Genomic DNA, 20,298 nt, shown 5'->3' on the forward strand with positions numbered 1-20,298 from the left:
TTGTGTTCATGCGCCATAAACAAGAGTTTGCAATTCTTTAAACAAAGGTTTATGCTGGTGGCTATGGATACCGCCGCCCAAAACGTCGCCCTCGACACCCTGAAGCTTGCTGTTTCTCTGTGCGACAGCCAGGCCGATTTTGCGCGCCGTATCGGCAGCAGCACCCAAGCCGTCTGGCAGTGGATCAACCGAGACAAGCGTGCTCCGGTCGAGGCTTGTCCGTTCATAGAGGACGCGCTGAAAGATGAACGCGTGACATGCGAGAAGCTTCGCCCGGACTATCGAGGGTTCGAGATATTGCGTGTTTCTCGGACAGCCGAAATCTAGGTTGTAGAAGAGGAGGTTGGTCTCACCCGCGGTAAAGATGGTCATCGTTCAACTTTTCTTTTTGTTAGGGAGGTTCTATGTCGCGTCGTGCCGAGTTTCGAAATGAAGTAAAGACCCGCCTCGAAGACCCCGTCTACGAGGGATTGCAGGCCTACAAGGCTCTGCATGGGATCGATCACGATTCCGCTGCGCTTGCTCGAATTGCCAAGCTTTTTCTGTTCGGCACGATTGGCACTTTGCCAGCGAATCTCTTGGGCGTCAGTGTCGCGGCGTCCCAAGTTGGGAGTGCTGTAACGGCATGAATGAAGGAAAAACCGGCCTTCTCGTTGAACTTCCGATTCCTGAAGCTGGGGAGTTGGCTGCTTTGGCGGCGAGTCTGGGCGTTTCAACTCAGAAATACCTCGGGTATCACGTCCTGCGCTCTGCATACGGACCGCTGCACCCGGAAGTAGCCGCGTTTGAGGTGGCCCACACTGGGCGGCGCGGGGAATAAAACGTCAGACAACTGACGGAGTTCGTCGGCTACGAGGCCGACACCTGCATGGATGAGTCGATACACAAGCAGCTTGGATGCCAGGCTTCTTCTGTTCCGATTTAGTACTACTGACCGGAATGCCGGCGGGAGATCCCATGCAAAACAACTCGAATCCGGTTCTCTTTGCGCCGGAGCTGCCGCCCGAACTGCCGGCTGCGCAGCAGAAGCAGATCCGCGACGCCATGTGTGCGGTTGCGGCGCGCGGCGAGCGCTTTCCCGGAGAACTCGCCGCCGTCCGCGTCGGTCTTTCGCGCGAATTCGCAACCTTCAATGCCGACTGCTCGCGGGCGGCCAAGGCTTCGAAGGTGAAGGCATGAGCGCGCGCGATTTTCAGCCGTCGCTCGGCGGCGCGGATCTGGTTCATACCGGCCGGTTCTTCATCGGCCCGATGACGACCGATCAATCGATCCCGCTGAACGCCGCGCCGAAGATCTGCATTGGCTGCGGTGCTCGCCAATTGGCTGACGGCAGCTTGCCGTGTGGCCACGACAACGACCTGTGAGTCATCCATGACCGATCTGACGATGCCCGGCGCTCCGACTATGTCGAGCCGCGAAATTGCCGAGTTGGTCGAGTCACGCCACGACAAGGTCAAGCAGTCGATCGAGCGGCTTGCGGCGCGCGGCGTGATCGCTCTTCCCCCGTTGGGGGAATACCTCGACAGTCTCGGTCGGCGCGCGGCAGAGTACCGAGTCGGCAAGCGCGATAGCTATGTGATCGTCGCGCAGCTCTCGCCGGAGTTCACCGCGCGCCTCGTCGATCGTTGGCAAGAGCTCGAATCGCGCGCTGCGCAACCGGCCGTCAATCTCGATGATCCCGCATTCCTGCGCGGCGCGCTGCTTCAGTACACGGAGCGCGTCATCGCGCTCGAGCAAAAGGTTGCGGAGCAAGCGCCGGCCGTCGAATTCGCGCATGCCATCCGCGACACGAACGACGCGATCTCGATTGCGCATATGTCGGCGGTTCTCGGCATCGGCCGGAATCGCTTCTTCGCGCGTCTCCGCGCTGACCACATCCTGATGGCGGACAACCTGCCGTATCAGATCTACAAGGACCGCGGCTATTTTCGCGTGATCGAAAGCGTCTGGATTGACGAGGCGAAGGAACCGCATCCGACGTTCAAGACGCTCGTGACGGGCCGCGGGCAGGTGTTCCTGCAGCGCAAATACAGCGCCGAGGCTGCGTGACATGGCACTCGCAGACGTCATCCACATGCCCGAGCAGCGCGCCGTCCAGGTCGAGGACGGATTCACGCGCATCGCGCACGGCATCCTCGAAGCGCTCGCGCTCGCGGACCTCGGCAAGCGCCACTACAAAGTGCTGATGGTCCTGTTGCGCCAGACGTATGGCTACAACAAGAAGGCCGACGAGATCAGCCTGACGCAGTTCCGCGACAAGACGGGCGTGCTTCCGCCGAACGTGTCGACGGCGATCGACGAGCTTGTCGAGATGCGCGTAATCGTGCGCACGCCCGGCAAGCACGCCTTCTGCCTCGCTGTGAATAAGTCGTACGGCCAGTGGACTGGCAAGGCGAAAGTGGATGTGTCGAAGCTTTGGGGTTATCGAAACGATAACAGCACTGTTATTGAAACGATCATCGAGGGTTATCAAAACGATAACGCTGCTGTTATCGAAACGATAAACACAATAGACAACTCCAAAAGAAAAGACCAAAAGACAACTCCAAAAGAAACCCTTTCGCGCTCGCTTCGCGAACGCTTTGAAATTTTCTGGGCGGCATACCCGCGTAAGAAATCGAAGGCCAAGGCAGAGAAAGCCTTCGCCAAGCTCAACCCGGACGAGCAGCTGATGACGGCCCTGATGGCCGGTCTGACGCAGGCCATGACTTCGGAGCAGTGGGCAAACCCGCAGTTCATCCCGTACGCCGCTTCTTGGCTGAACGCTGGCGGATGGATGGATGAGATCCAGAGCGCGTACAGCGATGCCGAACTTGCCGTGATCCGAGCCTTCAACGAGGCGCTTGGGGAGCGAGTCGGCACCGTGGACGAGGCTGCATTCGTCGAGGCGCGCGCCGGCGCAATCCGCGCGTTCCTCGGAAAGCTCGCGGCAGACCCGGAGGCGTGGAAGCGCTACTTCCCGGCCGTGCGCGACAAGGTCGAACTGCCGCCGCACGCCGGCTTCGACTACCTCATCAGCCCGAAAGGCTACGGCGACGTGCGCGGCCGCATGGCAATCAAGCGCAATCCGGACGGAACGCGCGTGCACGCCGGCGATTGGGACAAGTCCGCCAGCGGCATCAAGGCCAAGGCGAAGGAAATGGGCATCGCATTTGACGACGAAGAGCCGGTGCCGGCGATCGCCGTGCGCGTGCGTGCCGCAATTGCGAAGCAGGAGGAACAGTGAAGCGCACCGCAGCCCTGCATTACCCGGAAGGAGCGACGCACGTCGGCACGGCGCGCGTGCGCGAGGACCGCACGGTCGGGCCGGATTTCGCGAGCCGCGAATTGATGCGCCGCACCGGTCAGCAGCCGACGAGCGAGTTCGACGACATCGCCTCCGGATATGACCCGTTCGCGACGGCGCCGAGGGTTCCGGCCGCGAAGAAGAAGCCGGCGAAGTACCGCAACGAGAAATGCGAGAGCGGCGGCATCAAGTTCGACAGCAAACGCGAGATGAAGCGCTGGCACGAGCTGGTGCAGATGCAGGTGCGCGGCGAGATCAGCGAATTGGAGTTGCAGGTGCCGTTCGTCCTGGCTGATCCGGTGGTGATCGCCGGCCGGAAGCGCCCGGCGCTGCGGTACGTGGCGGATTTTGTGTACGAGAAGGGCGGCGAGACGGTCATTGAGGACGTGAAAGGCCGCGTAACCGAGGGATACCGCATAAAACGCCACCTGATGGCGGCGCGCGGGCTGACGATCGTGGAGGTGAAGTGATGGCGGCAAAGAAGAGAGCCCAAGGCGACGTGAAGGGCACCCAGTGGACGCACGAGGAACTGCGCATCCTGCGCGGACTAAAGGAGCGTGGCGCAGTCCTGAAGAAGCATATGCACCTCCTTCCGGGTCGGACGTACGAAGCGGCCGTCTACAAGCAGACGCACATGGCCATAAAGCCGATCTCCACGTCGCAGCGCGTGCGCAACCTGCTGTCCGATGGCGTCGAGCGCACAGCGCGCGAAATCGCTGACACGCTCGGGTTGGCCCGTAAGACGGTGTCGGATCTGATGCGGCCCGCGACGAACCCGAACGGGAACCAGTGGGCGCACGTGTCACGCATTACAGAAAGCTATCCGCAACTCGTCTATGTGATCGGCCCGGGCGAGAACGCGCGCTACGGCGACTTCCTCGCCGCGAATCTTGCCGATGAGGAGGAAAGCGACGACGTGCTCGACGCGAGACATCGATCGAACGCCGCATGGTGGCCGCGTGCCGATCTGGTGGTCGTCTCCGCGATAAACGCGATGGTATGCACGGGGAGGGCAGCGGCATGAAGCTCGGTGAATGGATCATCTCGCGCATCACGCGCCGCGCGCCTGACGTCGTCATCGGCGGCCACGACGACCCATATCTGCTCCGCTGGTGGGTCATCCCGCGCAATCGCTTCTTCAATGTGTACCTGCATCGCTTCATGCGCAGCGACGACGACCGCGCGCTGCACGATCACCCCTGGTCAAATCTGTCGATCCTGCTGCGTGGCACATACACCGAGCACTCGATCGCGCCCGGCGGCATCAACGTGCGCACCGAGCGCACCGCCGGCCAGTGGAAGCTGCGCCTGTTCGGCACCTTCGCACACCGCATCGAGCTCACACACGGCGAATGCTGGACGATCTTTGTGACCGGGCCGCGCTATCGGCACTGGGGCTTTCATTGTCCCGAGCAAGGTTGGATCCACTGGCAGAAGTTCACGGCGCCCGGGGATTCGGGCGCGATCGGCAGAGGATGCGACCAGTGAAGCGCTCGAAGCCTCTCTTGAGCAAGACGCCGATGAAGCGCTCGGCATGGCCGCTCGCCGATCGCGCGACAGCGCTGCGTCGCTCGAAACTGAAGGCGCGCGTGAAGAAGCCGACGGCCGCCGAAGGCTCGAAGTATCTGGCGGCGTGCCGCGGCGAGCCGTGCTACCTGAACGTGAAGTGCCCGTGGACGGATTGGGCGGATCCGACCGTTGTCGACTGCCATTCGAACCAATCGAAGCACGGGAAGGGCGGCGCGCTGAAGGCGAAGCATTGGTTCACGGTGCCGGGTTGTGCTGCCTGTCACGAGTGGCTCGACCGCAGCGGCGCGCCGTGGGAACAGAAATGCGCGGCATTCGACGGCGCGCTCGCGCGCTGGGAGCCGGTTCGCGCTCGAAAGATGGGTTTGAAGGAGGAAGAGGGTGCGGTGCTTGATTCGAATACCAACGGACACGCGATGGCGCACGCCGCGCGGCCGCAACGGGAAGCGCTATGCCGTGGAGCCGTTTCAACTCACGGCGGCGCTGGAGACGAGGGTGTACAGGCTGGCGCGCCCGACGGTGCAGAACACGACCCGGCCGTTTGTTTGGGTTGATGCATGGATTCCCGAGGATCGCCGGAGCGGCATTCCGGTCCTCGACGATGCGTGGGTAAGGGCGGGTGTGTATCGCACCAGGGCTTATATCGACGACAACAAGAAGACTTTGGCCCCGTTCCTCGAGAGCGGATTAAACGAGATGGAAGTGGGAGATTGAGCATGAACAAGACGATTCCGGACAACTTCGACGCGCTGTGGGTGGCGCTCGGCATCAAGCGCAAGAGCTGGACTGCTCCAATCCAACCGCAGAAGGTGACGCGATGATCGCCGCCGCCTCTCTCGCGTCGCCGAGCGCGGACGCCGCCGGCATCGTCTTTGTGTTCATGTGGACTGCTCTGTCGGTTCTCGCGACGGCCGTGTACTCGCGGATGGGAGCTCACCAGTGAGCGCGCACGCCTACATTCAATACGCGGACGTCCCCCAGAACTTGATCGACACGAGCAGGCAGCACATCGACGGAGTGACGGGCGCCAAGGTCATCGCCTTCGACGGTTGCCCGTTCGCCGGCCAGATCGAGACCGATGGCGACTCATTAGAAGTCGAATTCCCGTTCCCGCGCAACGCCGAGCTTCGAGACAGCTTCGTCGCTTGGCTCATGAACTGGGGAATCAGCTTCATGGTGGCGATGTGAGGCGGTTCGAGTTCATGGACCCGGCAATCGTCCTTGAGCGGAAGCAAGAGGGCACATGCTTGGGCTGCGTCCAACTCGTGCTGTCGCGCTGGGGTGGAGTTCGGAAGTACGTGTGCAGCAGAGGAAATCAGAAAGCGTCACTCGATTGGGTCGAGATGCGCCGATGCAATGAATACGAGGCGGAGGTTGAATGAAGTTCGAGACGAACGAGGCGCGGTTCGACAATTGGGGTATGACGGTGCGCATGCCCAAGTTTCAATCAGGAGTTTGCGCGCAGTGGGCGCAACTCTATGTCGCTTTGCGCGACGCGAAAGAAGCGCCCTCCGGCGTGACGCCCGTCGAAAAGGATGGTTGGCTCGTTGAGGCGGCTTGGTCGACGATGCCGAACCACGTGCACAAGTGGGTGTTGAAGTACACCTACGTTTGGAGAATGTCTCCGGAGCAGGTGCAGACGCGCATGCGTAAGCAGCACAAAGCCGTGTTGCGCGGGCGTCAGTTCGAAATCGTGCTGGCTGAAGCCGAAAACTCGCTCCGGCAGCACATCTCGAAGATCCATGCTCAATCGTTTATGAAGAACTTGCAAAAGACAGGTTGTAAACCAGCAGCAACCGTCCTATAATCGCGCCAGATTACCGAATCCGCCTCGCGCGTGAGCTTTCGCTTCCCGACTGGGAGGCGAAGTTGTCGGTAGAGAAAGCCCGCCACTGAGCGGGCTTTTTGCTTTCTCGAACACGTTCATCCGTGTCTCCTCGGCGGGGCAACTGCCCTGATTTGACGCCTCGGCTTTTGCCGGGGCGTTTTCTTTTCGGAGGTTGCTATGCTGAAGTTCAATCCCGACACCAACATCATCTTCGATAACGAAGAGGCGGCTGTCGCACCGATCCGTGAAATCACGCGCGACGAGATTCCCGATCTGATCGCGAACGGAGCGGGCGTTGACCCGAGCGCCAACGTGGGGGAGCAAACCTCGTCGCCAGCCCAGACGGATGGCGATGCCCAGGCTGCTCAGGACCCGGCTGTGTCTGCGACCGGCTCGGATACGGCAGGTGAACAGGGAAACGCGGAGCAGACCGCTGCCAACGGTGCGGCGGTCGAACAAGGCGCTGGTTCAGATACGACATCTGCCGCACCTGTGGATTCGGCATCGACTCCGGACGCCGGTGACGCGGGAAACGGCTCCGGCGCGAGTTCTGTCGACGTCTCTCCGGCGGTGATTTCTGACGCGCAAGCCGACCCCGGCGGCGCGGGTGCGGCTGACCTCAGCCCGACGCCAGCCGCGCCGAATCTCGATGCGCAATCGCAGGCAAGCGTCTCGTCGGACGCCGTCCCTTTGGACGTTGGTGGCGCCGCTGATGCGGAGGCTGGCGGTGCTGAAGCGGGGGAGCCCGATGCGGCGCTTTCTGCTTCCCAGACTGGCTCTGGCTCGGATGAGCATCCGCTGACCATCATCGGCGAGATAGAAGCATTGGTGCGCATGGTCGGCAACGCCGCTGTGCACGAGTATCAGCGCCTGATCCAACGTCTGGCCGATCTCAAGAACCATCCGACCATCAAGGACGGCGAGTAATGCAGAGCCCCATCCGCATCAGTGTTCAGTCGGATCTCGACGCGCTGACGCGGAGGCTCAACGATTTCGAACGCAAGCAGCTGCCGTTCGCGTCTGCACAGGCGCTGACGGCGGTCGCAAAACGCGTTCAGGCCGCCGAGAAAGCGGCCCTCCCTCAAGTGTTCGATCGCCCGACGCCATTCACGGTCAATTCGATCGGCGTGAAAGCCGCGCGCAAGAACACGCAAGAGGCGCTGGTGTTCGTGAAGGACATCGCCGCCGCGTATCTCGCGCCGTACGAGTTCGGCGGCACGCACAAGCTCATCGGCTCGGGCAAGACGTGGCTAAATCCGAAGGATATGGCGCTGCTCAACCAGTACGGCAACTTCAGCCGCACGGCACTGAAGCGTCTCGAAGGTCGGCCAGACATCTTCGTCGGCACGATCAAAACCGCGAGCGGTGAATCGATTGGCGGGGTGTGGCAGCGGCCCACCGACGTCAAGGCGATCAAGCGCAGCGGCAAGCGGGGCGTCGCGATGCGTGGCGCGAACAAGACCAGTCACCTCAGGCTGCTCATCCGCTTCGGCGATGCGCAGCCGGTCAAGCAGCATCTCCACTTCGGGAAGCGCGGCCATGAGGTGGTCGCATCGACATATCGCGCCGAGTTCGCTGCGGCGTTTGCAAAGGCGCTCGCGACGGCACGGTGATCGACGATGAGGATCTATAAGTGCACGAACTTCACCGGCTTCTATCCGGTGGGTGTCGCGGCAGTCGTCGTTGCTGAATGCGCGTCTGCAGCTGAGCACCTGCTTAATGTGGCGCTGCAGGCTGTGGGGCTGCCCGGTGATGCTCAGATCGGCGAAGAGGACGCGATCGACCCGGCCATGCCCGGCATCGTGATGCTGAGGAACGGCGACTACTGACCCTCGCAGCGTGCGGGGATGGTTGTAAAAGATGCGCGTCGGAGGGCGAGGCGGGCGGGTTTGGGAGGGGTCGCAGGTATGGTTTACAACCGGGTCCCTCTCCGCCCTTCTGCTTCGCGGGCACTGCGCGCGCGCGATCTTTCTCTAGCCACAAAAATTTGAAATTTGGGTAACACCAGCGGCGATGAATCAGAGCGAGTTTGCAACTCTCCACGGCGTCAGTCGAAAGACGGTCACGAAATGGAAGGAGCGCGGCTGGCTTGTGTTTGCGGGCGATGAAGTCGATGTCGATGCCTCGAATGCGCTGCTGAAAAAGTACCGGCGCGACGGCGCCCCGGCTGTTACCCCGCCTGTTACCCAAGCGTCGGCGGGTAACAAACCGAAAACCGTTACCCAGGCGGCCAGCGAGGTAACGCTCGGCGAGCGCGAGAGCGCGGCGGACGCCGCAGACCGCATCTTGTCGGGCAACGTGCAGCTTCTCGACTTCGACGAAGCGCGCTGTTTCAAAGAGAACTATCTCGGGCTGAAGGCACAGCTCGAATACGACCGAGATTCCGGTCTGGTGATCGACGTCGCCGAAGTGGCGAAAGCCGTCGGCACTGAATACGCCAAGGTCCGAACCCGCCTGCTGTCTATTCCCGCGGAACAGGCTCCGCGTCTCCATCGGTGCAAGACGCCTGCCGAGTTGCAGGACATTTTGCAGGAGGTCATCACAGAAGCACTCGAAGAACTCACTCGCGATGGAGCAGGCAACCCTAAATAGCACACGGCGATACGCGCGCGGCTATGCGGCGTTGCGCGCGGGCCTCGCGGCGGCGCTTCGCCAGAACCTGACGCCACCGCCGAAGCTGACGTTGAGCGAATGGGCCGAGCGCTATGCCGTGCTTTCGCGTGAGACGAGTGCGCAGACCGGCCGCTTTCGGGCGTTCGGTTATCAGAGGGGCATGCTGGATGCAGTAACCGACCCCAGCGTCGAGAAGATCAGCGTCATGAAGTCGGCTCGCGTCGGCTACACGAAGCTGATGGATCACGCGGTCGGCTTTTTCATCCACCAGGATCCTTCGCCGATTCTCGTCGTGCAGCCTCGTGTCGAGGATGCGGAGAGCTATTCGAAGACCGAGATCGCGCCGATGCTGCGGGACACGCCTGTGCTCGCGGCGATCGCGGGCGATCAGAAGGCGAAGAACAGCGATCAGACGATCCTCGCGAAGACGTTCCGCAACGGTTCGAGCCTGACGCTCGTGGGCGCAAACAGCCCGGCGGGTTTCCGGCGGATTACGTCGCGCGTCGTGATGTTCGACGAGGTCGATGCATATCCGGTCGATGGCGCGGGAAACGAAGGCGATCAGATCGCCCTCGGCACGAAGCGCTCCGAAACCTTCTGGAATCGCAAGATCGTCCTCGGCTCGACGCCGACGGTGAAGGGCTACAGCCGGATCGAGAAAAGCTTCAACGAGAGCGATCAGCGCTACTTCTTCGTGGCCTGCCCGCACTGCGGTGAGCACCAGGTGCTCGAATGGGGCAGTCCCGAAACGCCGTACGGCATGAAGTGGGACAAGGACGAGCACGGCAACGGCATTCCGGAAAGCGTCTACTACGTCTGCCGGCACAACGGCTGCATCATCCATGAGGCCGACAAGGCTGACATGGTGACGAACGGTGAATGGCGCGCGACGAAGCCATTCAAGGGGCATGCCGGTTTCCATATCTGGGCCGGATACAGCCTCTTCCCGAACGCGTGCTGGTCGAATCTCGTTGCCGAATGGCTCCGCGTGAAGGATGACCCGCTCGCGCGGCAGACGTTCATCAACCTGGTGCTCGGCGAGCCGTACGAGGATCGCGGCGATCGCGCACTGAGCGAAACGCGGCTGGCGGCTCGCACGGAAGTCTGGGATGCGGAAGTGCCCGACGGCGTCGGTCTGATCACAGTCGGCGGCGACGTCCAAGACGATCGCGTCGAGCTTGAAACGATCGGTTGGGGGCACAACGAGGAAAGCTGGTCGATAGATCACGCGGTCATCGAGGGCGACCCCGAGAGCGCGGAGCTTTGGAAACGCGTCGACGAATATCTGAAGCGGGTGTGGCGGCGCGCGGACGGTCGCGGTTTCGCAGTATCCGCCGCCTGTATCGACTCCGGCGGTCACCACACACAGAAGGTGTACGAGTTCGCGAAGGCGCGGCTCGGGCGCCGCATCTGGGCGATCAAGGGCGAGTCGGCGCGCGGCGGCGCGCGGTCACCTGTCTGGCCGACGAAGCGACCTTCGTCGCGAACGAAATCGACGTTCAGGCCGGTCATCATCGGCGTGAATGCGGCGAAGGACGTGATTCGCGAGCGGTTGCGACGCGATCCCGAAGACAACGACGGCGTGCTGACGTACCCGGCCGGGTACATGCACTTCCCGACGGACCGCGACATCAACTACTTCGCGCAGCTCATCTCCGAGCGCTCGGTGACGAAGTTCGTCAACGGGCAGAAGTTCCGGGTGTGGGAGTTGCCGCCTGGCCGCGCGAACGAAGCGCTCGACATTCGGGTGTACGGCTACGCGGCGCTGTGCGGCCTCATGCACATGGGCCTGAAGTTGAACCGGCGCGTCGATGCGGTGCAGGCCGATCCGGCTGATCTCCTGCCGCCTGCTCCGGAGACGCGGCAGGAGGTCGAGCTCGATGTCGTGAGCGCGACGCGGCCAGTGCGCCCAGACGGCCCGATCATCAAACAGGCGCAGCCTGAGAAACGCTCTCGGATCCGGCGGCTCGCCGGCTGAAGCATAGGAGAACCACTTTGCGATGCTTCGACCCGAGCCGCAGCCTGCTCGCCGGCATGGATCAGACAGCGCTGCGGCAGTCACTCGCCAATGCGCAGCAGATCTACATCCAGTTGTCGACGGGCGCGCAGGGCGAGTCTTATTCGTACACGCAGGGCGACGGTACGCGCTCAGTCACGTACACGCGCGCAAACCTCGCGGAGCTTGCTGCGGCAATCCAGTTGATGCAAGCGCAGCTAGGCATCGTCTCGTCGCCCCGCAGAGCAAACCGAATCACCTTCACACGGCGATAACGCATGGAATCGAACGTACAGCTACTTGGTCCGGACGGGAAGCCGCTGCCGGAGCGCAAGAGCCGTGCGCTCGCGCTTAACGGCAGTTATAGCGGGTACGGCAGCACCAGCGCATTCGACGCGGCCGATATGTCCAGCCAGCATATGCGTGACTGGAACCCGGTGCTTTGGTCTCCGGACGGCGAGCTGAACCCGTATCGCGATCGCATCGTCTCGCGCGTGCGCGATCTGGTGCGCAACGACGGGTGGGCGTCAGCGGCGGTCACGCGCACGCTCGACAACGTCATCGGCGCGGACTTCCGGCCGATCTCGAAGCCGGATTACCGCGCGCTCGCCGCGATGACCGGCAACAAGAAATTCGATCACGTCTGGGCAGATGAGTTTGGGCGTGCGCTCGAGGCGGGTTGGCGCACGTGGTCGGAAGATCCGGCCCACTTCTGCGACGCGCAGCGCAAGCTGACGATTCCGCAGATGATGCGCCTGGCTTTCCGCCACAAGATCGTCGACGGCGATGCGCTTGCGATCCTGCAGTGGATGCCAGAGCGCCTGCCGCGCGGCGCGCGCTACGCGACCGTTCTGCAGCTGATTGACCCTGACCGCCTGTCGAATCCGCAACAGAATTTTGACCGCCAGACGATGCGCGGCGGCGTCGAGGTGGACGAATACGGTGCGCCCGTTGCGTATCACATCCGCAAGGCGCATCAAGGTGACTGGTTCAGCGGCGGAAAGCAGGTGACGTGGGAGCGGATTGCAGCCGAAACTGATTGGGGCCGGCCGATCGTCGTGCATGATTACGACTTCGACCGTGCCTCGCAGCATCGCGGCGGCGCGGGCATCCTGACGCCGGTGCTGCAGCGGCTGAAGATGCTTATCAAGTACGACGGCACCGAACTCGACGCGGCGATCATCAATGCGATCTTCGGCGCTTACGTCACGAGCCCGTTCGATAAGCAGCTCGTGACCGAGGCGCTTGGCGACGGCGAAGACGCCGAGGCATACAACGGGTATCAGGACGCACGCGCGGATTTTCACGACAAGACGGATCTCCGTCTCGGCGGCGCGCGGTTGCCGATCCTGTTTCCCGGCGAACAGATCAACACCGTGTCAGCTACACGGCCGGCGGGCAATTTCGCCGAGTTCGAGAACGCCATGCTGCGCAACGTCGCGGCAGGCACCGGCATGTCCGCGCAGCAGATCACGCAGAACTGGGCAGACGTCAACTACTCGTCGTATCGCGCCGCGGCGCTTGAAGCGTGGAAGACGTTCGATCGGCGCCGCAGCGACTTCGGTCGCGGATTCGGTCAGCCCATTTTGTGCGCGATGGTCGAGGAAATGATGGACATCGGCGAGCTTCCGCTCCCGGCCGGAGCGCCGGAGTTCGCGATGGCGCGCGCGGCATATACACGTGCGTGGTGGATCGGTCCGGGCCGCGGATATGTTGATCCGATGAAGGAACGTCAGGGCGCGGCGCTCGGCATCGAGTCGGGCTTGTCGACGCTCGAAGACGAATCGGCGCAGCTGTCGGGCAACGATTGGCGCGACAACATCGATCAGCGCGCAATCGAGATCCAGTACTTCAAGGATCGCGGCATTCCTCTTCCCTCGACGCTGAAAGACGACGCGACGGCGGACGAGGTAACACAGGAACCCAAGGCTCAATGAACAACCTTCTCCCACGACTGGCGACGCGGATGTTCAACACGCCCGTCGCCATTCATCCGCGCAAGGCGGAGATCGTGGTGGCGGCGCTCGCCGATCGGCTCGGCATTGGCGGCATGGTGAGGCTGGACGGCACCGGCATCGTTCCGATGGCGATGGAAGATGATGAGTACGGCTTTGCGGAGCCGGGCCGCACGCCGCGCGCCGGGTACGACAATGTGGGCGGCGTTGCGGTAATCGAGGTCCAGGGCACGCTGGTTCAGAAGCTCGGTTCCTTGCGTCCATACAGCGGAATGTCGGGATACGACGGGATTCGCCAAAATTTGCTGATGGCGCTCGACGATCCCGACGTCAGTGCGATTGCGCTCGACATCGACTCACCCGGCGGAGAAGTGGCCGGATGCTTCGATCTTGTCGACATGATTTACGGCGCGCGCGGCGTGAAACCGATCTGGTCGATTCTCAACGAGTCGGCCTATAGCGCCGCATATGCGATCGCGAGCGCTGCTGATCGCATCATCGTGCCGCGCACGGGCGGCGTCGGAAGCATCGGCGTCATCTGCGCGCACGTGGATCTGTCTGAAGCTCTGTCGAAGGCTGGCATGAAGGTGACTTTCATCACCTACGGGGATTACAAAGCCGACGGCCATTCCGAGATACCGCTTGCTCCCGATGCGCTGGCGCGCTTCCAGGCGGACATAAACACAATGGGCGAACTGTTCGTTGAGACAGTCGCTCGTAACCGAAATGTCGCGGCCGCCACGGTGCGCGATACGCAAGCCGCCACATTTATGGGTGACAAGGGCGTCGCTCTCGGATTGGCGGATGAAGTGGCGGCTCCTGATGCCGCGTTTCGAGCCCTGATCCAGTCGATCCGGTCTTAAATTTCTTACTGAAGGGAAGCTATATGAAGCTCTCGAAGATCGCGAGCGCGATGCCGTTCGCCCATTTCCTCGGGCTGCCGAGCGCGTCCGCGTCGTCGCCGAGCGCGGCCGCCCGCGCGGAAGAAGACGAGGATCGCAAGCAGCGCGAGGACGAGTCGGATGACGAGTACGCCAAGCGCATGGAAGAACAGGACAAAAAGGACGAAGAGGCGCGCAAGGCCGAGCAGGAAGAGAAAGACAAAGAGGCCAAGCGCGCCGAAGAAAACGACGACGATGTCGACGCCGAAGCGGACGACAAAGACGATAAGGAAGAAGGCAAGCGTGCAGGTCGCGCACAAGGCGCACGTCAGCGCGAGCGTGTGCGCTGCGCTGCGATCGTCGCGGCCGGAATCAAGAGCGGCATGGTGAAGCAGGCATGCGCATTCGCTTTCGACACGAACATGTCGGCCGCGCAGGCTATCAGTGCGCTCGTGGTCGGTGCTGAAGACCGGCCTGCGGCCGCTGCGCCGACGTCGCGCAAGCCGTCGCTCGACGAACGCATGTCGCACGCCCGTCCGGCAAACCCCGGCTCGTCGGCCCCCGCAGCGGCAGAGCCGTCGCTTGCAGACCGAATTGTCGCGGCAGGCAAGCTGCGCCGCGGCGAGATCTAACCCCTCCCCAAACCCGGAGAAACTCAGATGGCATTGACTCCTACCACGGTCGGGGAGAATCCCCAGGTCCCGTCGGCATCCGCCCAAACGTTCGTCCCCGATCAACTGATCGCGGGCCCGAAGCAACTCGTCACCCGCAACGTCACGATCACGGGTGGCCCGTTCGTGCGCGGCACTGTGCTCGGCAAGATCACGGCGAGCGGCAAGTTCACTGTCGCGCTGTCGGCTTCGTCCGATGGCAGCCAGACGCCGACGGCGATCCTCGCTGATTACGCCGATGGCAGCGCCGGCGACGTCGTTGCGGGCGTGTATCTCGAAGGCGAGTTCAACGTCAACGCGGTGACGCTCGGTACCGGCATCACGTCGACTGCAGCACAAGACGCGCTGCGCCCGCTCGGCATCCACCTCAAGTCCTCGGTCACGGCTGCTGACCCGAGCTAAACCCTCAATCGAACTGATGTGAAGGCCCCGCCACAGCGCGGGGCTTTTTCATTTGGGCCACACACTCGGAGAGAGCAATGCCCGGAAACTTGATTTACGACACCAACACCCTGGTCGGGGTTGTGCAGAACCTGAAGATGGCGCAGAGCTGGCTGCTTGACCGCTTCTTCCCGAACATGATCCCGGCAGACAGCGAGTTCGTGTCGATCGATGTCGACGTCGGCAAGCGCCGCATGTCGCCGTTCTGCTCGCCGCTGGTCGAAGGCAAGCTCGTAGAGAGCCGTCGCTACCAGACCAACACCTTCAAGCCGCCGTACATCAAGGACAAGCGTGCGCCGGATCTGCGCAAGCCGGTCCGTCGGATGATTGGCGAGCGCATCGGCGGCGAGCTCTCCCCCGAGGTCCGCGAGCAGATGAACCTCGAGTTCGAACTCAACGACCAGATCGATATGCTCACCCGCCGCATGGAATGGATGGCGGCGCAGGTGCTGGTCACGGGTACGCTCACGGTATCCGGCGAAGGCTTCCCGACGACCGTTATCGACTTCGGTCGCGATGGTTCGCTGACGATCGCGCTCACTGGCGGCGCGCAGTGGACGGCCGCGAACATCACCGCCGGTACGGCAAATCCGACCGGCAACATCGAGACGTGGCAGCAGCAGATCCTGAAGTCGTCGGGCGCAGTCGCAACCGACATCGTCTTCACTCCGAAAGCGTGGAATGGTTTCAAGCTCGACCCGACGCTGAAGGGCGCGATCTACTATCCGGCGTTGGGGCAGAACGGCAACGTCGTGAACGTAGGCGCGCAGATTCAACGCGGTGCCGTTTCGAAGGGCGTGTGGGGGCAGTACAACCTCTGGCTGTACAACGACTGGTACGTCGATGACAACAACGTCGAGCAACCGATGCTTCCGGACGGCTCCCTCATCATGACGGGCCCGGACCTCGACGGCACCCGCGCGTTCGGTCAGATCATCGACCCGGCGTTCAACTATGCTTCGCTGCCGTTCGCGCCGAAGACGTGGTTGAAGGACGATCCGGCCCAGCGTTTCCTGATGATGCAATCGGCCCCGATCATCATCCCGAGCCGCGTCAACGCCGCGCTGGCCGCGACCGTCGCGTGAGGTGACTGATGGCTACCAACGAAAAGATGGTTGAAGCCGTCGTCGCGCGCAATCGCACGATCCACGACCAGTTGAAGCCGAACGAAGAGCCGGTCATCAAGACGGCCGGTCAGAAAGTTCGACTGCCTGAGTCGGAGGTGAAGCGCTTGCGTGATCTCGGCTTTCTCGTTCCCGAAAAGGTCGAGGAAGTGAAGCTCGAAGGCGCGCAGATCACTGGCGGCCAGGTGTCGATCAACGAGTCGGAGTGACCGATGGACTGGGACGACATCGTCGATGGCAAGATCCTCGGCCCTCTGATGGCGCAGTTCGGGACGGCGATCACCTATATGCCGATCGACGGTGGTTCGTTCCAGATCACTGGCGCTTACGACAAGGCGTTCTTCGGCGTCGATCCGGTGACCGGGTCGACGGTCGTCACGCAGCAGCCGACGGTTGGCATCCAAGTCTCGCAGTTCCCCGTTGAGCCGCAGCAGTACGACACGCTGATGATAAATAAGACGGGCGAGCAGTGGCAGGTGCGCGAGGTCCATCTCGATGGCCACGGCGGCGGCCGGCTCATGCTCAACGTCATAGGGCAAACCGATGTCTGATCCGACTGGCCGCGCCGAATTGCGTGGCGTGCTGCTCTCGATCTTGCAGACGATTCCGGGTGTGGCTGTGTATTCGCCTGGTGACTGGAATGTGGCGACGCCCAAGCTGCCCGCGATCAAGCTGCGGCCGGCGAAAGAGCGGAAGCAGTCGAATGGCCGAAACGGCCCGACGGCGTTCACGACAGTCGCGGCATTCGAGATCAAGGCTGAGGTGTCGGCTGCGTCCGGTCCTGCAGCGCTCATCGCGCTGGAGACGCTCGGCGCGGAGATTGAAGAGGTGGTCTTCAAGAGCATTCCGTTGCGGCGGCTCGCGCAGGACTTCCCGTTTTGCGACACGGAAACGGAAGTGACCGCCGATGGCGCGACGCACGTAGGCGGCCTTTCGATTCTTCTGGGCATTGAGTTCGTCGAGACGTTCTATCCGGACATCAACACGCAGTTGCTTGCGATGAACGTGACGGCTGACCTCACGAACGTCGCCGATCCGAACGGCACCTATCCAGACCCGCCATTCCCCGACGCTGTCACGCCGGCCCCGCGCACGCAGGGCCCGGACGGCCGCGCGGAAGGCGAGGTCAACGTTCAATTTCCTCAATAGGAGCGACGAATGATCGTCAAACCTGCGCCGGGCCTCAAAGTGCGGCATCCGGTTACGAAGCAGTTGCTGCCGGACGAAGGCATCGAAGTGCCGGACGGCGACATCTTCTGGACCCGCGTGCTCAATGACGGCGACGTCGTTCTCGCGGACAACGCGGCTCTGCCCGCACCGAAGCAGTCGGGGAGTGACGCAGAATGACCATTCCGTTCAAGCAGATCCCGCAGAACATCCGCACGCCGCTGTTCTTCGCTGAGATCGACAATTCGCACGCGAATTCCGCTGTCGCGAACCAGCGCGCATTGCTGATCGGTCCGATGACGTCGGCCGGCAGCGCGACGCCCAACGTGCCGCTTATCTCGTCGGGCACTGGCGACGCGAATGTTCAGGCTGGCGCGAACTCCGTGCTCGCGCTGATGACGGCCGCCTATCGCCAGAACGACCAGTTCGGCGAGTTGTGGTATCTGCCGGTGCAGGATGCGGCGGGCGCAGTGGCAGCGACAGGCACGATCGCGTTCACGGCGGCGCCGACCGCGAATGGCACGATCTCGCTTTACATCGCCGGTCAGCTTGTCACCGTGCCGGTGACGGCAGGACAGACGACCGCGCAGATTGCGACCGCTGTCGCTGCGGCGATCAATCTGATTCCGTCGATGCCCGTCACTGCAGCCGCATCGACGAGCACCGTAACGCTGACGGCTGACAATAAGGGCCTCGTCGGCAACGACATCGACGTCCGCTTCAATTACATCGGCACGACGGCTGGCGAGGCGCTGCCGACCGGCCTCGCTGCGACGATCACGGCGATGGCGGGTGGTACGACGAACCCGACGCTCACGACGGCGCTCGGCAACCTTCAGGACATGCCGTTCGACTTCATTGCATGCGCGTTCACCGATACGACGTCTCTCGACGCGCTGAAGGCGTTCCTGAACGACTCGACCGGCCGTTGGAGCTGGCAGCAGCAGGTGTACGGTCACGTGTTTGTCGCATATCGCAGCACGTGGGCGGGGCTCACAACTTTCGGCACGTCGCGCAATAACCAGCACGAGTCGATCATGGGCTTCAATGACTCGCCGACGCCCGCATGGCAATGGGCGGCGGCGATCGCGGCGGTGACGGCGGTGAGCGTGCGCGCTGATCCGGGCGTACCGATGCAGACCGTCGCGCTGACCGGCGTGCTTGCGCCGCCGCTCCAATCGCGATTCAACTTGAGCCAGCGCAACACGCTGCTGTATGACGGCATCGCCACCTTCACGGTTGGTGACGACGGCACGGTCGCGATCGAGAACCTGATCACGAGCTACCAGACGAATGCGTACGGCCAGCCGGACAACAGCTACCTTGAAGTCGAGACGATGTTCCTGCTCGCGTACGTGTTGCGTCGCCTGCGCACGCTGGTGACGTCGAAGTACGCGCGCGTGAAGCTGGCCGCGAACGGGACGCGCTTCGGGCCGGGCGCCGGCATCGTGACGCCGAACATCATCAAGGCTGATCAGATCGCCGAATATCAGGCGATGGAGTACGAAGGCTACGTGCAGGGCAGCGATAAGTTCGCTCAGTCGATCATCGTCGAGCAAAACGCGCAGAACCCGAACCGTGTCGACGTCCTCTGGCCGGGCACGCTGATCAACCAGTTGCGGATCTTCGCGCTGCTCGCGCAGTTCCGTTTGTCCACCAGCCAGACGTAAGCAGTTCGCCAACGCTGTGAGCCGCCCATGACCGGGCGGCTTTTTCTTTTGTGGAGAAGCCAACGATGGCGAACAACACGAATTTCATCGCCGGGACCGCGTATATCACGATCGACGGCGTCAACTACCAGCTCGAAGGTGAGTTGCGGTACGACGTCGGCACCGTGACGCGCGAGACGCTCGGTGGGCAGGACACCATTCACGGCTTCAGCGAGAAGCCGAAAGCGCCGTCGATCTCCGCATCGATTCGTGACTCGGGCGGCGTCAGCCTCGCTGCAATCAATGCGATGCGCAGCAACACGGTCGTCCTCGAGCTCGCGAATGGCAAGACGATCATCGGCCGCAACATGTGGACCGTCGAAGCGCAGGAAGTTGACACGACTGAAGCAAAATTCACCGTCAAGTGGGAAGGCCTGCAGGGCTCGGTCACGGAGCAGTAATCGATGAGCGATACAAAAACTATCCAGCTGCGCAAGGCGCTGAGCTACGGCAAGGGCGATCAGGCGAAGACGGTCGACTCGATCACGCTTCGCGAGCCGACCGCAGGGGAGTACGAGAAGGCGGAAAACGCCGCCGGCGTCTACGGTCTGCAGATCGCCCTCATCGCGCTGCTTAGCGGCGTGCCCGTCGACGTCATCGACCAGATGTACACGAGCCAAATTGACGAGGCGGCCGATTTCATCGGTTCATTCGGCAAGGAAGCGATCAGCGGCATGAAGGCTAGCGCCGACGAGTTCGAGCTTGTTCTCCAATCGCCGGTCAAGCTCACGGCCGACGAGAGCCCGCTGAATGTCGCTTCTCTCGAACTGTGCGAGCCGACGAACCAGCAGAAACGCAAGGCGTCGGCCGCCGGCGGCACGTTCGCCTCGAGTATCGCGCTTATCAGCATCGTGTCGAAGGTGCCGAAGAACGCAGTGCGCGCATTGACGGCGCGCGATTTCATGGCCGCTTGCGCGTACTTCAACGGTTTTCAGCTTCGGCGGACAGCGAACTCGGACGACTGATTGCCGCCGTCACGGCCGTGCCGGAAGGCTGGGATGACGTTCTCGCCGAGTTGACGCATTTCATGCGGTGGGGACCGAACGACGCCGACGGCATGACGTTTTCCGAGACTTTGCGCTGGCTTGATCAGGCCAAGC

At 62.4% G+C, this 20,298-nt stretch carries 29 protein-coding genes and 1 pseudogene; all 30 read left to right on the forward strand.

All coding sequences use genetic code 11. The annotated features are described in order from the left end of the window. Nucleotides 1–63: 63 nt before the first annotated feature. The 30 genes and pseudogenes from AWB76_RS30945 to AWB76_RS31095 all read left to right on the forward strand — a co-directional run bounded on the left by AWB76_RS30945 (nt 64) and on the right by AWB76_RS31095 (nt 20,163). A complete protein-coding gene (locus AWB76_RS30945; protein ID WP_244173508.1) occupies nt 64–327 on the forward strand; it encodes a transcriptional regulator in 264 nt (87 codons plus the stop codon). Nucleotides 328–404: 77 nt separating this feature from the next. Continuing rightward, nucleotides 405–629, forward strand: coding sequence for a hypothetical protein (locus AWB76_RS30950; protein ID WP_061163914.1), 225 nt, complete (start codon nt 405–407; stop codon nt 627–629). Between the two features lie 268 nt (nt 630–897). Further along, complete coding sequence (locus AWB76_RS30955) at nt 898–1,179, forward strand: hypothetical protein (protein WP_157696249.1); 282 nt, start codon at nt 898–900, stop codon at nt 1,177–1,179. After that, nucleotides 1,176–1,364, forward strand: coding sequence for a hypothetical protein (locus AWB76_RS30960; RefSeq protein WP_061163916.1), 189 nt, complete (start codon nt 1,176–1,178; stop codon nt 1,362–1,364). The genes AWB76_RS30955 and AWB76_RS30960 overlap by 4 nt, the downstream gene beginning before the upstream one ends. Before the next feature lie 7 nt (nt 1,365–1,371). Then, on the forward strand, nt 1,372–2,049 hold the full coding sequence (locus AWB76_RS30965; protein ID WP_063936411.1) for a phage antirepressor KilAC domain-containing protein: 678 nt from the start codon (nt 1,372–1,374) through the stop codon (nt 2,047–2,049). Nucleotide 2,050: 1 nt separating this feature from the next. Continuing rightward, nucleotides 2,051–3,226 (forward strand): replication protein, encoded by a 1,176-nt coding sequence (locus tag AWB76_RS30970; RefSeq protein ID WP_061163917.1) that lies wholly within the window; start codon nt 2,051–2,053, stop codon nt 3,224–3,226. Next, nucleotides 3,223–3,756: a DUF1064 domain-containing protein gene (locus AWB76_RS30975; RefSeq protein ID WP_061163918.1), complete on the forward strand. Its 534-nt coding sequence runs from the start codon at nt 3,223–3,225 to the stop codon at nt 3,754–3,756. The genes AWB76_RS30970 and AWB76_RS30975 overlap by 4 nt, the downstream gene beginning before the upstream one ends. Next, complete coding sequence (locus AWB76_RS30980) at nt 3,756–4,310, forward strand: hypothetical protein (RefSeq protein WP_061163919.1); 555 nt, start codon at nt 3,756–3,758, stop codon at nt 4,308–4,310. The genes AWB76_RS30975 and AWB76_RS30980 overlap by 1 nt, the downstream gene beginning before the upstream one ends. Beyond that, nucleotides 4,307–4,774, forward strand: coding sequence for a hypothetical protein (locus AWB76_RS30985; protein WP_208606633.1), 468 nt, complete (start codon nt 4,307–4,309; stop codon nt 4,772–4,774). Before AWB76_RS30980 ends, AWB76_RS30985 begins: the two co-directional genes overlap by 4 nt. Then, nucleotides 4,771–5,178: pseudogene (locus AWB76_RS42360) on the forward strand (hypothetical protein); the annotation flags it as partial. The gene AWB76_RS30985 and the pseudogene AWB76_RS42360, both read left to right, overlap by 4 nt. A gap of 574 nt (nt 5,179–5,752) precedes the next feature. After that, nucleotides 5,753–6,001, forward strand: coding sequence for a hypothetical protein (locus tag AWB76_RS30995; protein ID WP_061163921.1), 249 nt, complete (start codon nt 5,753–5,755; stop codon nt 5,999–6,001). A gap of 190 nt (nt 6,002–6,191) precedes the next feature. Further along, complete coding sequence (locus tag AWB76_RS31005; protein WP_061163923.1) at nt 6,192–6,620, forward strand: hypothetical protein; 429 nt, start codon at nt 6,192–6,194, stop codon at nt 6,618–6,620. Between the two features lie 198 nt (nt 6,621–6,818). Further along, on the forward strand, nt 6,819–7,568 hold the full coding sequence (locus tag AWB76_RS31010) for a hypothetical protein (protein WP_061163924.1): 750 nt from the start codon (nt 6,819–6,821) through the stop codon (nt 7,566–7,568). Continuing rightward, entirely contained in the window at nt 7,568–8,254 is a 687-nt protein-coding gene (locus tag AWB76_RS31015; RefSeq protein ID WP_061163925.1) for a hypothetical protein, read from the forward strand. The genes AWB76_RS31010 and AWB76_RS31015 overlap by 1 nt, the downstream gene beginning before the upstream one ends. Before the next feature lie 6 nt (nt 8,255–8,260). Further along, complete coding sequence (locus AWB76_RS31020; protein WP_061163926.1) at nt 8,261–8,470, forward strand: hypothetical protein; 210 nt, start codon at nt 8,261–8,263, stop codon at nt 8,468–8,470. A 184-nt stretch (nt 8,471–8,654) separates the two neighbouring features. Then, nucleotides 8,655–9,233, forward strand: a complete 579-nt coding sequence (locus AWB76_RS31025; RefSeq protein ID WP_061163959.1) for a hypothetical protein — start codon at nt 8,655–8,657, stop codon at nt 9,231–9,233. Then, nucleotides 9,211–11,232, forward strand: coding sequence for a phage terminase large subunit family protein (locus AWB76_RS31030; protein ID WP_061163927.1), 2,022 nt, complete (start codon nt 9,211–9,213; stop codon nt 11,230–11,232). The genes AWB76_RS31025 and AWB76_RS31030 overlap by 23 nt, the downstream gene beginning before the upstream one ends. Before the next feature lie 17 nt (nt 11,233–11,249). Continuing rightward, entirely contained in the window at nt 11,250–11,525 is a 276-nt protein-coding gene (gene gpW, locus AWB76_RS31035; protein WP_241484916.1) for a gpW family head-tail joining protein, read from the forward strand. A 144-nt stretch (nt 11,526–11,669) separates the two neighbouring features. After that, the gene (locus tag AWB76_RS31040; RefSeq protein WP_244173515.1) at nt 11,670–13,187 is read left to right on the forward strand and encodes a phage portal protein; all 1,518 of its coding nucleotides are present in this window, start codon (nt 11,670–11,672) and stop codon (nt 13,185–13,187) included. Continuing rightward, nucleotides 13,184–14,068: a S49 family peptidase gene (locus AWB76_RS31045; RefSeq protein ID WP_061163929.1), complete on the forward strand. Its 885-nt coding sequence runs from the start codon at nt 13,184–13,186 to the stop codon at nt 14,066–14,068. The genes AWB76_RS31040 and AWB76_RS31045 overlap by 4 nt, the downstream gene beginning before the upstream one ends. Nucleotides 14,069–14,091: 23 nt before the next feature. Continuing rightward, entirely contained in the window at nt 14,092–14,718 is a 627-nt protein-coding gene (locus tag AWB76_RS31050; RefSeq protein WP_061163930.1) for a hypothetical protein, read from the forward strand. 27 nt (nt 14,719–14,745) lie between these two features. Further along, nucleotides 14,746–15,159, forward strand: coding sequence for a head decoration protein (locus AWB76_RS31055; protein ID WP_061163931.1), 414 nt, complete (start codon nt 14,746–14,748; stop codon nt 15,157–15,159). Between the two features lie 89 nt (nt 15,160–15,248). Continuing rightward, entirely contained in the window at nt 15,249–16,283 is a 1,035-nt protein-coding gene (locus AWB76_RS31060; protein ID WP_244173509.1) for a major capsid protein, read from the forward strand. An 8-nt stretch (nt 16,284–16,291) separates the two neighbouring features. Continuing rightward, nucleotides 16,292–16,531 carry a hypothetical protein gene (locus AWB76_RS31065; protein ID WP_061163933.1) on the forward strand — a complete coding sequence of 80 codons (240 nt, stop codon included), beginning with the start codon at nt 16,292–16,294 and terminating at the stop codon, nt 16,529–16,531. A gap of 3 nt (nt 16,532–16,534) precedes the next feature. After that, nucleotides 16,535–16,873 carry a head-tail joining protein gene (locus AWB76_RS31070; RefSeq protein ID WP_061163934.1) on the forward strand — a complete coding sequence of 113 codons (339 nt, stop codon included), beginning with the start codon at nt 16,535–16,537 and terminating at the stop codon, nt 16,871–16,873. Continuing rightward, a complete protein-coding gene (locus tag AWB76_RS31075) occupies nt 16,866–17,471 on the forward strand; it encodes a hypothetical protein (protein ID WP_061163935.1) in 606 nt (201 codons plus the stop codon). Before AWB76_RS31070 ends, AWB76_RS31075 begins: the two co-directional genes overlap by 8 nt. Before the next feature lie 9 nt (nt 17,472–17,480). Further along, nucleotides 17,481–17,669, forward strand: coding sequence for a DUF2635 domain-containing protein (locus AWB76_RS31080; RefSeq protein ID WP_061117460.1), 189 nt, complete (start codon nt 17,481–17,483; stop codon nt 17,667–17,669). Beyond that, on the forward strand, nt 17,666–19,159 hold the full coding sequence (locus AWB76_RS31085) for a phage tail sheath subtilisin-like domain-containing protein (protein ID WP_061163936.1): 1,494 nt from the start codon (nt 17,666–17,668) through the stop codon (nt 19,157–19,159). The genes AWB76_RS31080 and AWB76_RS31085 overlap by 4 nt, the downstream gene beginning before the upstream one ends. A gap of 65 nt (nt 19,160–19,224) precedes the next feature. Then, nucleotides 19,225–19,599 (forward strand): phage tail tube protein, encoded by a 375-nt coding sequence (locus tag AWB76_RS31090; protein ID WP_061163937.1) that lies wholly within the window; start codon nt 19,225–19,227, stop codon nt 19,597–19,599. Nucleotides 19,600–19,602: 3 nt separating this feature from the next. After that, nucleotides 19,603–20,163 carry a phage tail assembly protein gene (locus AWB76_RS31095; RefSeq protein WP_061163938.1) on the forward strand — a complete coding sequence of 187 codons (561 nt, stop codon included), beginning with the start codon at nt 19,603–19,605 and terminating at the stop codon, nt 20,161–20,163. Nucleotides 20,164–20,298 lie beyond the last annotated feature (135 nt).

The sequence above is a fragment of the Caballeronia temeraria genome, from assembly GCF_001544795.2.
GTDB lineage: Bacteria > Pseudomonadota > Gammaproteobacteria > Burkholderiales > Burkholderiaceae > Caballeronia > Caballeronia temeraria.